Here is a 15,567-nt window from a genome sequence, read left to right as displayed (position 1 = left end):
CACCCGAACGGGGGCGGCGCCCTGCGCCGTCCCGTGGGCCGGGGGCCTCATCGGGCCTCCACGGCGGTGCACTGCCACTGCCCGGCCGGGCCGCGCTGCTCCAGCCGGAAGGCCACCATGTGGTGCCGGCGGCCGAGGTCGACCCGGACGCAGGCCTCGACCGCGTCGGGCGAGGGTGACCGGTCGTGCACCGGGCCGAGCCGGGGCCGGTCGGCGGGGCCGCCGCGGCGCAGCGCGCCGGCCCGGACCAGCGAGGCGAGCTGCCCGTAGCCGTCCAGGCTGGTGTGCCGCATCAGCTGGCCGGAGGGCCGGGCGCCGGTGAGCACCTCGACCAGCTGGTGGGCGAAGCGGGAGGCGAGCGCCCCGGGGTCGTGGCGGGGTGCTCCGGCGGCGGTGCAGGCGGCGCGCGGGTGGCGCGGTCGGCGCCCGGCCGGGTCGCAGCCGCCGGTGGCGCGGATCCGGCGGTGCGGGCGGGCGGTGAGCCCGGCGGCCGGACGAGCGGTCGGGCGGGTGGTCGGATCGCTGCTCAGGTGGACGGTCACGGTGGCTCCCGGTAGGGGTGGTGCGGGTACGGACGGGCCCAGGCTGGCGCCGCCCCGCGTGGGGCGGCAATGCGTTTTCGTGGCGGCCGGGGGAGGCGAAAAGTTCACCTATCCGAGTGAATTGACCAGTGCGGCGGCGGGTTCGAAGGGTTGTTCGGGGGTGCCCGGTTGACGCGCGGGGGCGGGGCGTACGGCCCGGAAAGGGGACGCCCCGGTAGGTCGGACCGGGTGATGTGCCCGGGCCCGCCGTTGCGTCCCGCAGCCGTCCGCGCGCACCATCGGAGCCTGGCGGGGGTCTCGCCCCCACGACGACGGGCGGCCGGGATGACGACAGCCGGTATGGCGGCACGGGCGGTGGCGGCGCCGACACCGGGCGCCGGGGGCGCACCCCGGCGAGGGCTGGTGCTGGGCGGCGGCGGGATGCTCGGCGCGGCCTGGACGGTCGGCGCGCTGTGCGCCGTCGAGGAGGCCACCGGGCGCCAGCCGGGTGCGGCGGACGTGCTGCTCGGCACCTCGGCGGGCGCGATCCTGGCCGCGATGCTGGCCGGCGGCGTCCGCCCCGAGCAGCTGCGCGACCACCAGCGCGGCCTGCCGATCACCGAGGGCCCGCTGGCCGGGGTGGCCTTCGACTACGACACCGCCGTCGGTGGCGCGCTGCCGCCCCGCCCGCGGGCCGGGATCGGCTCGCCGGACCTGCTGCGGGACGCCGTGCGGAACCCGCGCGCGTACCCGCTGCTGACCATGGTCTCGGCGGTGGCGCCGCACGGCCGCGGCTCGCTGGCGCCGGTCGGCGAGCTGGTGCGCGGCCTGCTCGGCCCGGACGGCTGGCCCGCCCCGGACGCGGCCCCGGACGCCGCCGCGATCCCGGCCCCCGCCGCCACCGCCCCGGGCCCGGCCACCGCGGCCCCGCTGCGGGTGGCCGCGGTGGACTACCGCAGCGGCCGCCGGGTGGTCTTCGGCGACCCGGACGCCCCGGCCGTCGCGGTCGCCGACGCCGTGATGGCCTCCTGCGCGATCCCCGGCTGGTTCGCGCCGGTCCGCCTGGACGGCTCGGCGTACGTGGACGGCGGCTGCTGGTCGGCCACCAACGCCGACCTGATGCTCGGCCGCGGCCTGGACGAGGTGTACGTGCTCGCCCCGATGGCCCTGCGGCTGGGCCCGCGCGCCGAGCGTCCCGGCCGCGGCACCCTGGCCGCGCTGCGCGAGTGGCGGGCCCGGGACCGCCCGCGCGGTGTGCTGGCCCAGCTGGTCAGCCGCTACCGCCGCGCCGTCACCCGGCAGCTGCTGCGCGAGGCCGCGCTGCTGCGGGCCGAGGGGGTCCGGGTGCGGCTGATCGCGCCGACCCTGGCCGACCTGGCGGTGATGGGCCCGAACATGATGGACCCGGCCCGCCGCGGCGAGGTGCTGGAGAGCGGCCTGCGCACCGGCCGGGAGGCGCTGCGGGCCGCGCGGCGGGAGTGAACTCGGGTGATCACGGGCGGGCCGGCGAAGCTTATTCTTGGGGGCGTCGGCCACTGTGCCGTCGAACGACCCCCGCTGGACGAACCCGCTGGACGAAGCCCCGCTCGACTGGAGAGTGCCACCGATGCGCGTGTACGTGCCCACCACCCTGACCGGCCTGGCGGCGGCGCACGAGGGGGGCGCCCTGGAGCAGTCCGCGGCGTACGCCGTGACGCCCGCGCTGCGCGAGTGGTATGTCAGCGACGACCTTGAGGAGCTGGAGTACGCGGCGCTGAACCGGGCCGCGCAGTCCTCGCTGCGGCTGCTGGCCGCCGACCCGGACGCCCCGCGCCGCCGGGTCGTGGTGGCGCTGGACGTGGCCGATTCGGCCGTGCGGCCGTTCGCCGGCGACGAGTACCAGGACCAGGCCTCGCTCGGCCAGGTGGTGCTGGCCGGCCCGGTGAAGCTGGCGAAGGCCGCCGCGGTGCACGCGGACGTCGCCGACGCCGAGGTGGTCACGGACGTGGCGGCGGCGGTGGCGGCGGTGGCCGCGGCCGACGCGGGCGACCAGGACGCCCAGTTCACCGTGGACGGCGCCGAGGACCACGACCTGCTCTGGTACGCGACCCAGGAGATCCCCTCGCTGCTGGCGTGAAGCCGCCGGCGTGAATTCCGTCCTACCGGCGTGTCGGTGCTCCGGGTTACCGTTTTCCTCCGTGCGCACTCACATCGTTTGGGACTGGAACGGAACGCTCTTCCACGACATGGACGCGGTCCTCGGCGCGAGCAACGCCGCGTTCGAGACCATCGGCATCGGCCCGATGACCATGCAGCAGTACCGCGAGCAGTACGAGATCCCGATCCCCCGGTTCTACGAGCGGCTGCTCGGCCGGATGCCCTCCGCCGAGGAATGGCTGGAGCTGGACGACGCCTTCCACGTCCGCTACCGCGAGCTCAGCCCGGCCTGCGGCCTCACCGAGGGGGTGCGGGAGCTGCTGGCCGACTGGCGGGCGGCCGGGCACAGCCAGTCGCTGCTGTCGATGTACGAGCACGACAAGCTCGTCCCGATGGTCGACACCTTCGGCCTGACCGGCAGCTTCCTGCGGGTGGACGGCCGCAGCGGCCCGTCCGGCGGGATGAAGGCGGAGCAGCTGACCCGCCACCTGGCCGCGCTCGGCGAGCACGTCGACCCGGCCCGTACGGTGCTGATCGGCGACGCCGCCGACGACGCCCTGGCGGCGCTGCACGTGGGCGCCCGCGCGGTGCTCTACACCGGCGGTTCGCACACCCGGGAGAAGCTGGAGCCGGTCGGCGTCCCGGTGGTGGACAGCCTGGCCGAGGCGGTCGAGCTGGCGGGCCGGCTGACGGACTGAGCGGCTGACGGGCCGCGCGGGCGGCGGGGTCGGGCGGCGGGTCGGGAGGTGCCCTCAGTGGCGGGCGCCACGTCCGCCGTCCGCGTGTCTGAACGGGCGGAATCCGCCCCCGCTGGTCAGGCTGGACCCGTACCGGGAGCCCAGCAGGACGGAGCCGCCATGCCCATCGACGCAGTCACCGAGGTGCCGAACCCGGTCAACGAGCCGGTGCGGACGTACGCGCCCGGCAGCGCGGAGCGGGAGCGGCTGGTCCGGCGGCTGGACGAGCTGGCGGCCGAGCAGATCCCGCTGCCGATGACCATCGGCGGCGAGCAGCGGTTCGGCAGCGGCGAGCGGATCGACGTCGTCCAGCCGCACCACCACGCCGCCAAGCTGGGCGTGTACGGCAACGCCACCCGGGAGGATGCCCGGGCGGCGGTGGACGCGGCGCTGGCCGCCGGGCGGCAGTGGCGCTCGCTCTCCTTCGACGACCGGGCGGCGGTCTTCCTGCGCGCCGCCGACCTCCTCGCCGGGCCCTGGCGGGAGACGCTCAACGCGGCCACCATGCTCGGCCAGTCCAAGACCGTGCAGCAGGCCGAGATCGACTCCGCCTGCGAACTGATCGACTTCTGGCGCTTCAACGTCCACTTCGCCCGGCAGATCCTGGCCGACCAGCCGATCTCCTCGCCGGGCGTGTGGAACCGGGTGGACCACCGCCCGCTGGAGGGCTTCGTCTACGCGATCACCCCGTTCAACTTCACGGCGATCGCGGGCAACCTGCCCACCGCCCCCGCGCTGATGGGCAACACCGTGGTCTGGAAGCCCGCGCCGACCCAGACCCTGGCCGCGTACCACCTGATGCGTCTGCTGGAGGCGGCCGGCCTGCCGCCCGGGGTGATCAACCTGGTGACCGGCGACGGTCTGCAGGTCTCCCCGGTCGCCCTCACCGACCCCGCGCTGGCCGGGCTGCACTTCACCGGCTCCACCGCCACCTTCCAGTCGCTCTGGCAGACCATCGGCGCGAGCATCGGCGGCTACCGCACCTACCCGAGGATCGTCGGCGAGACCGGCGGCAAGGACTTCCTGCTGGCCCACCGCTCGGCCGACCCGGAGATCCTGAAGACCGCCATGATCCGCGGCGCCTTCGAGTACCAGGGCCAGAAGTGTTCGGCGCTCTCCCGCGCGTACCTGCCGCGCAGCCTCTGGCTGAGGATCAAGGACGACTTCCTGGCCGAGGTGGACGCCCTGACGGTGGGTGACGTCACCGACCTGTCGAACTTCATGGGCGCCCTGATCGACAAGCGCGCCTTCGAGAAGAACCGCAACGCCATCGAGCGGGCCAAGGCCGATCCGACCGTCGAGCTGGTGGCCGGCGGCCAGTACGACGACGCGATCGGCTGGTTCGTCCGTCCGACCGTCCTGGTCTCCTCCGACCACCGGGGCGAGATCTTCCGCACCGAGTACTTCGGCCCGATCCTCGCGATCCACGTCTACGAGGACTCCCGCTGGGAGGACGTGCTCGGCCGGGTCGACTCCGGCGCCCCGTACGGCCTGACCGGCTCGGTGATCGCGCAGGATCGTTACGCCATCGCCCAGGCCGTCGAGGAGCTGCGGTTCACCGCCGGGAACTTCTACATCAACGACAAGCCCACCGGCGCCGTGGTCGGTCAGCAGCCCTTCGGCGGCTCCCGCGCCTCCGGCACCAACGACAAGGCCGGCGCCGCGCAGAACCTGCGGCGCTGGACCTCGGCCCGCGCGATCAAGGAGACCTTCGTCCCGCCGACCCGGCACGGATACCCGCATATGGGCTGAGAGTGAACATCAGGCTCCGGTTTGGACATGCTGTCCAGGACGGACCTGACATCCTGCGGGTTTGCGCCTCCCTGTCCCTGTGCACCTTCGATTGATCCGGTTAGGCTGGCTGGCGTCGTCGGGTGGCTTGCAGGGCGAACGTGTCGTCCTACCCGCTGGGAGGACGTTTCATGCGCGCCATGAGCCCCTTTCAGTCGGATGGTGCGGCAGGATTGCGGTGACCCGTCGGTGTACATCCACACACCACCGAGTCACGCAACGGCGCGCGACAGGAGCCAAGAAGTCATGCAGACCAAGCTGGACGCAGCCAAGGCCGAACTGCTCAAGAAGGCAGCCGTAGCCGCTGAGAACAGCCAGGTGGGGGGAGCGGCGCCGGGGGAGGGTCTGAGCAACGGTGCTCTGACCGCGTACCTGCACCACTACTACCTCCACACCGCGCCCGAGGACCTGGTCGACCTCGACCCGGTCGACGTGTACGGAGCCGCGGCCTCCCACTACCGCCTGGGCCTCAAGCGCCCGCAGGGCACCGCCGAGGTGCGGGTGTACACCCCCTCGGTCGAGGAGAACGGCTGGTCCTGCGGCCACACCGTGGTCGAGGTCGTCACCGACGACATGCCCTTCCTGGTCGACTCGGTCACCAACGAGCTGTCCCGTCAGGACCGCGCGATCCACATCGTGATCCACCCCCAGCTGGTGGTCCGCCGTGACATCACCGGCAAGCTGCTGGAGATCCTGGACGTCGACGCCTGTTCCCGCAGCCAGGCCGCCGGCGCCGAGTGGCCCGCCGACGCGACCGTCGAGTCGTGGATGCACATCGAGATCGACCGCGAGACCGACCGCGAGGACCTGCGCGGCATCGAGACCAACCTGCGCCGCGTGCTCGGCGACGTCCGCGAGGTCGTCGAGGACTGGGCCAAGATGCGCGACAGCTCGCTGCGCCTGGCCGACGAGCTGGCCGAGGAGCCCCCGGCCGGCCTGGCCGAGCAGGAGGTCGGCGAGGCCTGGGAGCTGATGCGCTGGCTCGCCGACGACCACTTCACCTTCCTCGGCTACCGCGAGTACGACCTGGTCGAGCACGAGGGCGAGGAGGTCCTCAAGGCCGTCGCCGGGACGGGCCTGGGCATCCTGCGCTCCGACCCGCACAGCCACGACGACCGCCACCACTCCGTCTCCGAGGCCTTCGGCCGGCTCTCCGCGCCGGTGCGCGCCAAGGCCCACGAGAAGAAGCTCCTCGTCCTGACCAAGGCCAACAGCCGTTCCACCGTGCACCGTCCGGCCTACCTGGACTACGTCGGCGTGAAGAAGTTCAACGCCGCCGGCGAGCCCACCGGCGAGCGCCGCTTCCTCGGCCTGTTCTCCTCCGCCGCCTACACCGAGTCGGTCACCCGCATCCCGGTCGTGCGCCGCAAGGTCCAGGAGGTGCTGGACGGCTCCGGCTTCTCCAGCCAGAGCCACGACGGCCGCGACCTGCTGCAGATCATGGAGACCTTCCCGCGGGACGAGATCTTCCAGACCTCGGCCTCCGAGCTGCTCTCCATCTCCACCAGCGTGCTCTACCTGCAGGAGCGCCGTAAGCTGCGTCTCTTCCTGCGCCAGGACGAGTACGGGCGCTACTTCTCGGCGTTCATCTACCTGCCGCGCGACCGCTACACCACGCGCATCCGGCTGCTGATCACCGACATCCTCAAGGAGGAGCTGAACGGCGCCGCCATCGACTACACGGTGTACGCCACCGAGTCGGTGCTGACCCGCCTGCACTTCGTGGTCCGGGTCGCCCCGGGCACCGAGCTGCCCAAGCTCACCGACAGCGACGTCGAGCGGATCGAGAACCGCCTCGCCGAGGCCGCCCGGTTCTGGATGGACGGCTTCAACGACCAGCTGCACACCGAGCTGGGCGAGGAGCGGGCCGCCGAGCTCGGCCACAAGTACGCCAACGCCTTCCCCGACGGCTACCGCGCCGACTTCCCGCCGCGCACCGCCGTCGCCGACATCAAGCAGATCGAGTCGCTGCAGGGCGCGGGCGACTTCCGGCTGAACCTGTACCAGCCGGTCGGCGCCGGAGACGACGAGCGCCGCTTCAAGATCTACCGGGTCGGCGGCCCGATCTCGCTCACCGAGGTCCTGCCGGTGCTGCAGCGCCTGGGCGTCGAGGTGCTGGACGAGCACCCGTACGCGCTGCGCCGCTCCGACGGCACCACCGCGTGGGTGTACGACTTCGGCCTGAAGCTGCGCGAGGCCACCGAGCTCACCGACGAGGCCCGCGAGCGCTTCCAGGAGACCTTCGCCGCCACCTGGACCGGCAAGGCCGAGAACGACGGCTTCAACGAGCTGGTGCTGACCGCCGGGCTCAACTGGCGCCAGGCGATGGTGCTGCGCGCGTACGCCAAGTACCTGCGCCAGGCGGGCTCCACGTTCTCCCAGGACTACATGGAGGACGCGCTCCGCAACAACACCCACACCACCCGCCTGCTGGTCAACCTGTTCGAGGCCCGGCTGAGCCCGAGCCACCAGCTGGGCGCGGCCGAGCTGACCGAGGGCATCCTGGAGGAGCTGGCCGGCGCGCTCGACGAGGTCGTCTCGCTGGACGAGGACCGCATCCTGCGCTCCTTCCTGAACCTCATCAAGGCCACCCTGCGGACCAACTTCTTCCAGCACGACGCCTCCGGCGACTGGCACTCCTACGTGTCGATGAAGTTCGACCCGAAGGCCATCCCGGACCTGCCGGCCCCGCGCCCGGCGTTCGAGATCTGGGTCTACTCGCCGCAGGTCGAGGGCGTGCACCTGCGCTTCGGCAAGGTCGCCCGCGGCGGTCTGCGCTGGTCCGACCGGCGCGAGGACTTCCGTACCGAGATCCTCGGCCTGGTCAAGGCCCAGATGGTCAAGAACACCGTCATCGTGCCGGTCGGCGCCAAGGGCGGCTTCGTCGCCAAGCAGCTGCCGGACCCGTCGGTGGACCGTGACGCCTGGCTGGCCGAGGGCGTCTCCTCGTACAAGACGTTCATCTCGGCGCTGCTGGACATCACCGACAACCTGGTCGCCGGCGAGGTCGTCCACCCGGCCGACGTGGTCCGCCACGACGAGGACGACACCTACCTGGTCGTCGCCGCCGACAAGGGCACCGCGACCTTCTCCGACATCGCCAACGGCGTCGCGGAGTCGTACGGCTTCTGGCTGGGCGACGCCTTCGCCTCCGGCGGCTCGGCCGGCTACGACCACAAGGGCATGGGCATCACCGCCCGTGGCGCCTGGGAGTCGGTCAAGCGCAACTTCCGCGAGCTCGGCGTCGACACCCAGGCCGAGGACTTCACCGTCATCGGCATCGGCGACATGTCCGGCGACGTCTTCGGCAACGGCATGCTGCTCAGCGAGCACATCCGGCTGGTCGCCGCCTTCGACCACCGCCACATCTTCCTCGACCCGAACCCGGACGCGGCCGTCTCCTACGCCGAGCGCCGCCGCCTGTTCGAGCTGCCGCGCAGCTCCTGGGACGACTACGACAAGTCGCTGATCTCGGCCGGCGGCGGGGTGCACCCCCGCTCCGCCAAGTCGATCCAGCTGACCCCGCAGGTCCGGGCCGCCCTCGGCGTCGAGGCGACCCGCCTGACCCCGGCCGAGCTGATGAAGGCGATCCTGCAGGCGCCGGTCGACCTGTTCTGGAACGGCGGCATCGGCACCTACGTCAAGGCCTCCGCCGAGACCAACGCCGAGGTCGGCGACAAGGCCAACGACGCCATCCGCGTCAACGGCGAGCAGGTCCGCGCCCGGGTCATCGGCGAGGGCGGCAACCTCGGCTGCACCCAGCTCGGCCGCATCGAGTACGCGGCGGTCGGCGGCCCGGAGAGCACCGGCGGCTGGATCGACACCGACGCCATCGACAACTCGGCCGGCGTGGACACCTCGGACCACGAGGTCAACATCAAGATCCTGCTCAACCAGGTCGTCGCCGAGGGCGACATGACGGTCAAGCAGCGCAACGCCCTGCTCGCCGAGATGACCGACGAGGTCGGCCGCCTGGTGCTGCGCAACAACTACGCGCAGAACGTGGTGCTGGCCAACGCCGTCGCCCAGGCGCACAGCATGGTCAACGTCCACGCCCGGATGATCAACCGGTTCGAGTCGGCCGGACAGCTCGACCGGGGCCTGGAGTTCCTGCCCGCCGAGCGGCAGATCCGCGAGCGCCAGCAGAGCGGCCGCGGGCTCTCCCAGCCCGAGATGTCCGTGCTGCTCGCCTACACCAAGATCATCCTGGCCGAGGAGCTGCTGGCCACCGATCTGCCCGACGACCCGTACTTCCGCGCCTCGCTGCACGAGTACTTCCCGAGCGCGCTGCGCGCCCGGTTCGCCGACGCGATCGACGGCCACGCGCTGCGCCGCGAGATCATCACCACGCTGATCGTCAACGACACGATCAACCGCGGTGGCTGCACCTTCGCCTTCCGCCTGAAGGAGGAGACCGGCGCGACCTACGAGGAGATCGCCCGGACGCACACCGCCGCGCGGGCCGTCTTCGGCCTGGAGGAGATCTGGGCCGAGATCGAGGGCCTGGACAACAAGGTCCCCGCCCGGGTCCAGACCAAGATGCGACTGCACTCGCGGCGCCTGGTCGAGCGCGCCACCCGGTGGATGCTCAACAACCGCCGCCAGCCGCTCGACATCGCCGGCACCATCGAGTTCTTCCACGACCGGGTCAACCAGGTCTGGGGCTCGCTGCCCAAGCCGCTGCGCGGTGAGGACCAGGCCTGGTTCGACGGGATCCAGGGCGAGCTCGCCTCGGCCGGGGTGCCGGAGGAGCTGGCCACCCGGATCGCCGGCCTGTCCTCGGTCTTCCCGGCCCTGGACATCACCGAGGTCGCGGACCGCTCCGGCAAGGACGTCGCCGACGTCGCCGAGCTGTACTACGACCTGGGCGACCGCCTGCAGATCTCGCACCTGCTCGACCGCATCATCGACCTGCCCCGCACCGACCGCTGGTCGTCGATGGCCCGGGCCGCGATCCGCGAGGACCTCTTCGCGGCGCACGCGGCGCTGACCGCCGACATCCTGGCCTGCGGCACCGAGGGCGCCACGCCGGAGGAGCGGTACAGCGACTGGGCGGACCTCAACGCCACCCTGCTGAACCGCGCCAAGAGCACCCTCGACGACATAAGGGGTTCGGACAACTACGAGCTGTCCAGCCTCTCGGTCGCGATGCGCGTCATCCGCACCCTGCTGCGCACCGGTTCGATGCGCTGACGGACGGCTGCCCGGAAGGGGCCCGTGTCCTCCTCGGACGCGGGCCCCTTCCGCTGTGCCGTTCCCGCGTGCCGTTCCTGCCGGGCGGGGGCGTCGGCACCGTGGGATAGGGTGCCGACCCGAGGACGTGCGGGGCGTGGCGTGAGGGGCGGGGCATGGGTCCGGAGCGCGGGTTCGGAGCGGCCAGGGAGACGATCCGGGGGGCCGAGCGGCTCCTCGCCTCGGCGCGCGTCCTGCTGGCCGGCCACGCGGAGGCCGAGCAGGCCGTCCGGTCCGCGCTGGCGCCGCTGACCGCCGCCCTCGCCGGCGAACAACTGGCGGCCATGCCGCTCGCACGGCTGAAGGAGGTCGCCGACGGGGGCCTGCGGACGACCGCGTTGGAACGGGCCGGGTACTCGAACGTCGGTCAGGTGCACGCGGCGTCGCTCTACGAGCTCCGGTCGGTCAACGGCATCGGGGCCACCAGCGCGTCCCAGCTCAAGGTCGCGGCGGAGCGGCTGGCCGAGGCGACGGCCGAGAGCGTGGCCGTCCGGCTGGACGTCGAGCACCAGGACGCCGCCTCCACCGCGCTGGTCCGCGCCCTCGGGAGGCTGGTCGCGGCGGGCCCGGAACTCGCCCGCGCCCGCCGGGCCGCGGACGGGATCGAGGCGGAGCTGCCCAGGCTCCTCGCCGACGCCCGCCCGGCCGGCAGCCGGCTGCGGGGCCTCTTCGCCGGCCGCGAGCGGAAGGACGCGGCGTCCGGGGCCGTCCGGCGGCTCGGGAAGTGGCTGGAGCTGTCGGAGGCGGACGGGACCCCGCTGCTGCTCGCCCAGGCCGCCACGGACCTGCTGCGCGTGCACTCCTCGGACACCGAGGCCTGGATCGACTACGAACTCCGGGCGCCCGAGTACTACGGCGTGCTCTCCGAGGCGGTCGGCCGGACCGCCGGACCGGCGGCGACCGACGGCCACCTGCCCGCCGAACTCGCGGACCGGGTCCGCGCCCAGCCGCTGGACGACCGCCACCGGCGGGTCTCGCTGCGCGGCTACCAGGAGTTCGGCGCCCGGTTCGCGCTGGCCCAGCGCAGGGTGATCATCGGTGACGAGATGGGCCTCGGCAAGACCATCCAGGCCATCGCCGCGCTCGCCCACCTGAAGGCGGAGGGCGGCACGCACTTCATGGTCGTCTGCCCCGCCAGCGTGATGATCAACTGGGCGCGGGAGATCGAGCGGCGCAGCACCCTGAAGGCCTACCTGATCCACGGCCCGGACCGCCTCCTCCACCTCGACGAGTGGCGGCGCGCCGGGGACGTGGCCGTGGTGAGCGTCTCCGGCCTGCACAACCTCGAACCGGACCCGGCCGGGCCCGCGATGCTCGTCGTCGACGAGGCCCACTACGTCAAGAACCCGTCGGCCAGGCGCTCCCGGGCCGTCGCCGACTGGATCGGGCGCTCCGGGCACGTGCTGTTCCTCACCGGGACCCCGATGGAGAACCGCGTCGACGAGTTCCGCAACCTGGTCGGCCACCTCCAGCCGGAGCTGGTGGAGAGCCTCCGGGGCCGCGACGTGGTGATCGGCTCGGCGGAGTTCCGCAGGCTCGTGGCCCCCGCCTACCTGCGCCGCAACCAGGAGGACGTGCTGGCCGAACTCCCCGACCTGATCGAGGTCGACGAGTGGGAGGAGTTCAGCCCCACCGACCACGAGGCCTACCGCGAGGCCGTCGCCGCCGGGCACATCATGCCGATGCGGCGGGCCGCCTACGCGAACCCGGAGGGGTCGGCGAAGCTGCGGCGGCTGGCGGAACTGGTCGCGGAGGCGCGGGAGAACAACCGCAAGGTGGTCGTCTTCTCCTACTTCCGGACGGTGCTCGCAGCCGTCGCCGAGCGGCTGGACGGCCGGGCCGTCGTGATCGGCCCGATCGAGGGCGGGGTGACCGCGGCCCGGCGCCAGGAGCTGGTCGACGAGTTCACCGCCGTCGACGGTCCGGCCGTGCTGCTCAGCCAGATCGAGGCGGGCGGCATCGGGCTCAACATCCAGGCGGCGTCCGTGGTGATCATCTGCGAACCCCAGATCAAGCCCACCCTGGAACGCCAGGCGGTCGCGCGCTCCCACCGGATGGGGCAGACCAGGACCGTCCAGGTGCACCGCCTGCTGACGGTGGAGGGCGTCGACGCGGCGATGGTGCGGATGCTCGCCGGCAAGGACCAGCTGTTCGCCGCCTACGCCCGGCGCAGCGACCTGGCCGAGACCACCCCCGAGGCCCTGGACGTGTCGGAGACGGCGCTGGCCCGGCGCATCGTCGAGGAGGAGCAACTGCGCCTCGGCCTGGTGCCGGAGGCGGCCGCGGGCCTGACGGACTGACCGGTCGACCAGGGCCCCGACGAACCGCCCGGTTCGTCGGGGCCCTCCGCCGCATTCCGGTGGGAACCCGGCGGCGGGTGCGGACAGGTGGGGGGCGTGGAACTGTCGCAGCGGGCTCGATTGAGGAGTGGTGACCAGTGGGCGTTCGGGGAGTTGTTCGATGAGACGTCAGGGGATCTGTACCGGTACGCGGCGCGGGTGGCGGGGGACTGGGCGGTCGCGGAGGACGTCGTCCAGCTGACCTTCCTGGAGGCGTGGCGCCTGCGCGGCAGGCTGCGGGAGGACGGCGGCCCGGTGCGGCCCTGGCTGTTCGGGATCGCCGCCCAGGTGCTGCGCAACACGACCCGGGCGGCCCGGCGGCACCGGGCGGGGATGGCGCGGTTGCCCGGCCGGGCCGTGGTGCCGGACTTCGCCGACGAGCTGGTCGGGCGGATCGACGACGATGCACGGCTGGCGGCCGTGCGGCGGGCCGTGGCCAGGCTGCGCAAGGCCGAGCGCGAGGTGTTCGGGCTCTGCGTCTGGGCGGACCTGGACTACGCGAGCGCGGCCGAGGCGCTCGGGGTGCCGATCGGCACGGTGCGTTCGCGGCTCTCGCGCGCCCGCACCAAGCTCCGTGCGCTGGTGGAGGAGGAGCTTCGAAACACGCGGGAACTTCCGCAGGGAGCCGGACAGGTAGGGGGTGGCCGCACGGAGGCGGCCCGGTCGACGACTCAGACGACTCAGACGACTCAGGAGACGAAGCGATGAACGAGGACGCACGCACCGAGCTCACCCGGCTGCTGGCACCACCCGACGGTCCGGAACTCCCCGCCGACCGAGGGCGGCTGATGCGCGGGCACCTGATGAACCAGTTCGCGCGCGGGCCGGCGGCCGTGCCCCGGCGGAGCCGACTCGGCTGGGTGGCCCTGCCGGCCCTGGCGGGAGGCCTGGCGCTGTCCCTGGTGCTGGTCGGCGGCTCGGCGGAGCCGGGGCCGGGGGCGGGGCCGGGCATCGACTCCACCCGGCCGGTGGCGGCCGTTGTACTGGACCGCGCGGCGCGAGCGGTCGAACAGCAGCCGGTGCCGGCGGCACGCGGGGACCAGTTCGTCTACGTGAAGAGCTTGGACGACTGGGCGAAGTCGGAGGGCGGGGCGCCGAGGGAACGGGAGGTCTGGAGGTCCGTCGACGGCGGCAAGCGGGACCTGCTCCTCCTGAACGGGCAGTTGCCGAACCCCGGAGGGGGCGACGACCACGAGCCACCCGGCGAACCCGCACCCTTCGCCGGGATCGGCAGCTACGCCTACGCTGCCGCCCTGCCGACCGACCCGGAGGCGCTGTTGGCCAAGATCCACGCGGACACCGCAGGCCAGGGGCCCGGCCCCGACGAGGAGGCGTTCAGGACCATCGGCGACATCCTGCGCGAGCAGATCGCCCCATCCGCGGTCAGCGCCGCACTGTACCGAGCGGCGGCGAAGATCCCCGGGGTCACGGTGATCGACTCGGTGACCGACGCCGCCGGCCGCCCCGGAGTCGCGGTCGCGCGAGTGGACGGCGGCGGGAAGGTCGAGTCCCAGTGGATCTTCGACCAGGCCGACTACACCTTCCGGGGCGAGCGCACCGTCGTCGCCACCGACAACGGGACCTTCAAGAAGGGCGACGTCACCGGCCAGATGGCCGTCCTCGTCCGCGCCGTCGTCGACGAACCCGGCGTCCGCCCGTAGCCACCCCTGCGGGTCAGCCGATGCCCGCCATGGTGAGCGGCTCGTGCCGCCCGCGCAGGGCCGCCCGGGCACGGGCGACGCCGCCCCGGGTGGCGGCGGCGCCGGTGCCGACCGCGACGGTTCTGGTGCCGAGGCCCGCGCACGGTCGGCAGATGCCGGGGCGCGGCACCGGATCGTGGCACTTGGCGCACTCGGAGTAGGCGGTCGGCGGGGGGCCCGATCGCATGGGTGGCAGCTTGCGTTGGAGTCGGTCGCGCAGGATCGCCACCGGGGAGTGCACCACGGGTGAGGGCAGGCCGGGGAGCAGGGCCTGGGCCAACTCGGCCGCAGTGCTGCCGCGTTCCAGCCACTGGACGACGAGGGGCGCCAACTGCTGCGCCTCGGCCATGCCGAGGCGCAGCCGCGGTTCGGGCCGAATCGCGCGGAAGAGCGCCGCCACCGCCATGCGGGTCTGCTCGTCCGCCTGCGTCAACTGGGCGGGGAGGGTGGGTACTTCTCCCGGGTTCTTTACGGGAGGGGTGACAGCGCGGCCGGTGGCCCGCTCACCGGCGGCCGGGTGGGGGACAGCCGGTGCCAGCTGGGGCGTGTCGAAGACCTGAGCCTCGGAACGGACGGTGCCGTCGGGCAGCCGGAACGTGTCGACCCGGTAGTACCCGGCGTCCACGTGGCCCCACTGATCGTGGCCAACAGCTCCTCCAAGGCCTTCCAGCCCTGGATCACGATCTCCTGACGCTCGTGGTCCACCCACACGGTCGGTGAGCCGTCCTTGCCGGTCTCGGGGTCGATCCCGATGAAATCTAGCTCCATGGCGCCCTCCTGTATCAAGCCAGTTGCGCACGGTTGCGCCTGAACCCCTGCGGACGACGCATGGAGCGTCAAGAGCGCAGTGTGGGCGGTTGGAAGCATTCCGTTGTGTGGATGCGAGCCTTGGCCAGTTGGTTGCTTTCGCTGCCCCTCCGGACTCGTCCGGAGGGGCAGCGAAACGAAGCAGCATTAATCCCCACAGCGTTCGGCCCGATGGTCGCCAACGCCGTCCTGCTGCGCCCCTCTCGCCTTTGCGCAGGAAGTCGGCCCGGTCGACTTCCTGCGCAAAGTGAGGATGTTCAATGCCGCCGCCGCTTCGGCCCCGCCGAAGCGGCGGCGGGCGGGG

General features: G+C 72.9%; 10 protein-coding genes. 8 read left to right on the top strand and 2 right to left on the bottom strand.

Features of this window, described 5'->3' with window-relative positions:
- Positions 1 to 47 precede the first annotated feature (47 nt).
- On the bottom strand, positions 48 to 542 hold the full coding sequence (locus RZ50_RS29890; RefSeq protein ID WP_196949422.1) for an Rv3235 family protein: 495 nt from the start codon (positions 540 to 542) through the stop codon (positions 48 to 50).
- Positions 543 to 866: 324 nt separating this feature from the next.
- On the opposite strand from RZ50_RS29890, the gene RZ50_RS15390 reads away from it, so the two are divergent.
- The 8 genes from RZ50_RS15390 (at position 867) to RZ50_RS15355 (ending at position 14,417) form a co-directional block, all read left to right on the top strand.
- The gene (locus RZ50_RS15390) at positions 867 to 2,003 is read left to right on the top strand and encodes a patatin-like phospholipase family protein (protein ID WP_254802504.1); all 1,137 of its coding nucleotides are present in this window, start codon (positions 867 to 869) and stop codon (positions 2,001 to 2,003) included.
- A gap of 124 nt (positions 2,004 to 2,127) precedes the next feature.
- Positions 2,128 to 2,637 carry a hypothetical protein gene (locus tag RZ50_RS15385; RefSeq protein ID WP_196948347.1) on the top strand — a complete coding sequence of 170 codons (510 nt, stop codon included), beginning with the start codon at positions 2,128 to 2,130 and terminating at the stop codon, positions 2,635 to 2,637.
- A gap of 61 nt (positions 2,638 to 2,698) precedes the next feature.
- Positions 2,699 to 3,355 (top strand): HAD family hydrolase, encoded by a 657-nt coding sequence (locus RZ50_RS15380; protein WP_196948346.1) that lies wholly within the window; start codon positions 2,699 to 2,701, stop codon positions 3,353 to 3,355.
- A 165-nt stretch (positions 3,356 to 3,520) separates the two neighbouring features.
- Positions 3,521 to 5,146, top strand: a complete 1,626-nt coding sequence (gene pruA / locus RZ50_RS15375) for an L-glutamate gamma-semialdehyde dehydrogenase (protein ID WP_196948349.1) — start codon at positions 3,521 to 3,523, stop codon at positions 5,144 to 5,146.
- Between the two features lie 285 nt (positions 5,147 to 5,431).
- Entirely contained in the window at positions 5,432 to 10,378 is a 4,947-nt protein-coding gene (locus tag RZ50_RS15370) for an NAD-glutamate dehydrogenase (RefSeq protein WP_196948345.1), read from the top strand.
- Positions 10,379 to 10,533: 155 nt separating this feature from the next.
- Positions 10,534 to 12,717 (top strand): DEAD/DEAH box helicase, encoded by a 2,184-nt coding sequence (locus RZ50_RS15365; protein WP_196948344.1) that lies wholly within the window; start codon positions 10,534 to 10,536, stop codon positions 12,715 to 12,717.
- Between the two features lie 153 nt (positions 12,718 to 12,870).
- Entirely contained in the window at positions 12,871 to 13,464 is a 594-nt protein-coding gene (locus RZ50_RS15360; protein ID WP_254802502.1) for an RNA polymerase sigma factor, read from the top strand.
- On the top strand, positions 13,461 to 14,417 hold the full coding sequence (locus RZ50_RS15355) for a CU044_5270 family protein (protein WP_196948342.1): 957 nt from the start codon (positions 13,461 to 13,463) through the stop codon (positions 14,415 to 14,417). The genes RZ50_RS15360 and RZ50_RS15355 overlap by 4 nt, the downstream gene beginning before the upstream one ends.
- A gap of 13 nt (positions 14,418 to 14,430) precedes the next feature.
- Here RZ50_RS15355 and RZ50_RS15350 read toward each other — a convergent pair whose 3' ends face one another.
- Entirely contained in the window at positions 14,431 to 15,081 is a 651-nt protein-coding gene (locus RZ50_RS15350) for a hypothetical protein (RefSeq protein ID WP_196948341.1), read from the bottom strand.
- Positions 15,082 to 15,567 lie beyond the last annotated feature (486 nt).

It is taken from the genome of Kitasatospora sp. SUK 42 (assembly GCF_015776785.2).
Taxonomy (GTDB): domain Bacteria; phylum Actinomycetota; class Actinomycetes; order Streptomycetales; family Streptomycetaceae; genus Kitasatospora.
The sequence above is the reverse complement of the archived record's forward strand: the minus strand, read 5'-3'. Positions and strand labels throughout refer to the sequence as shown.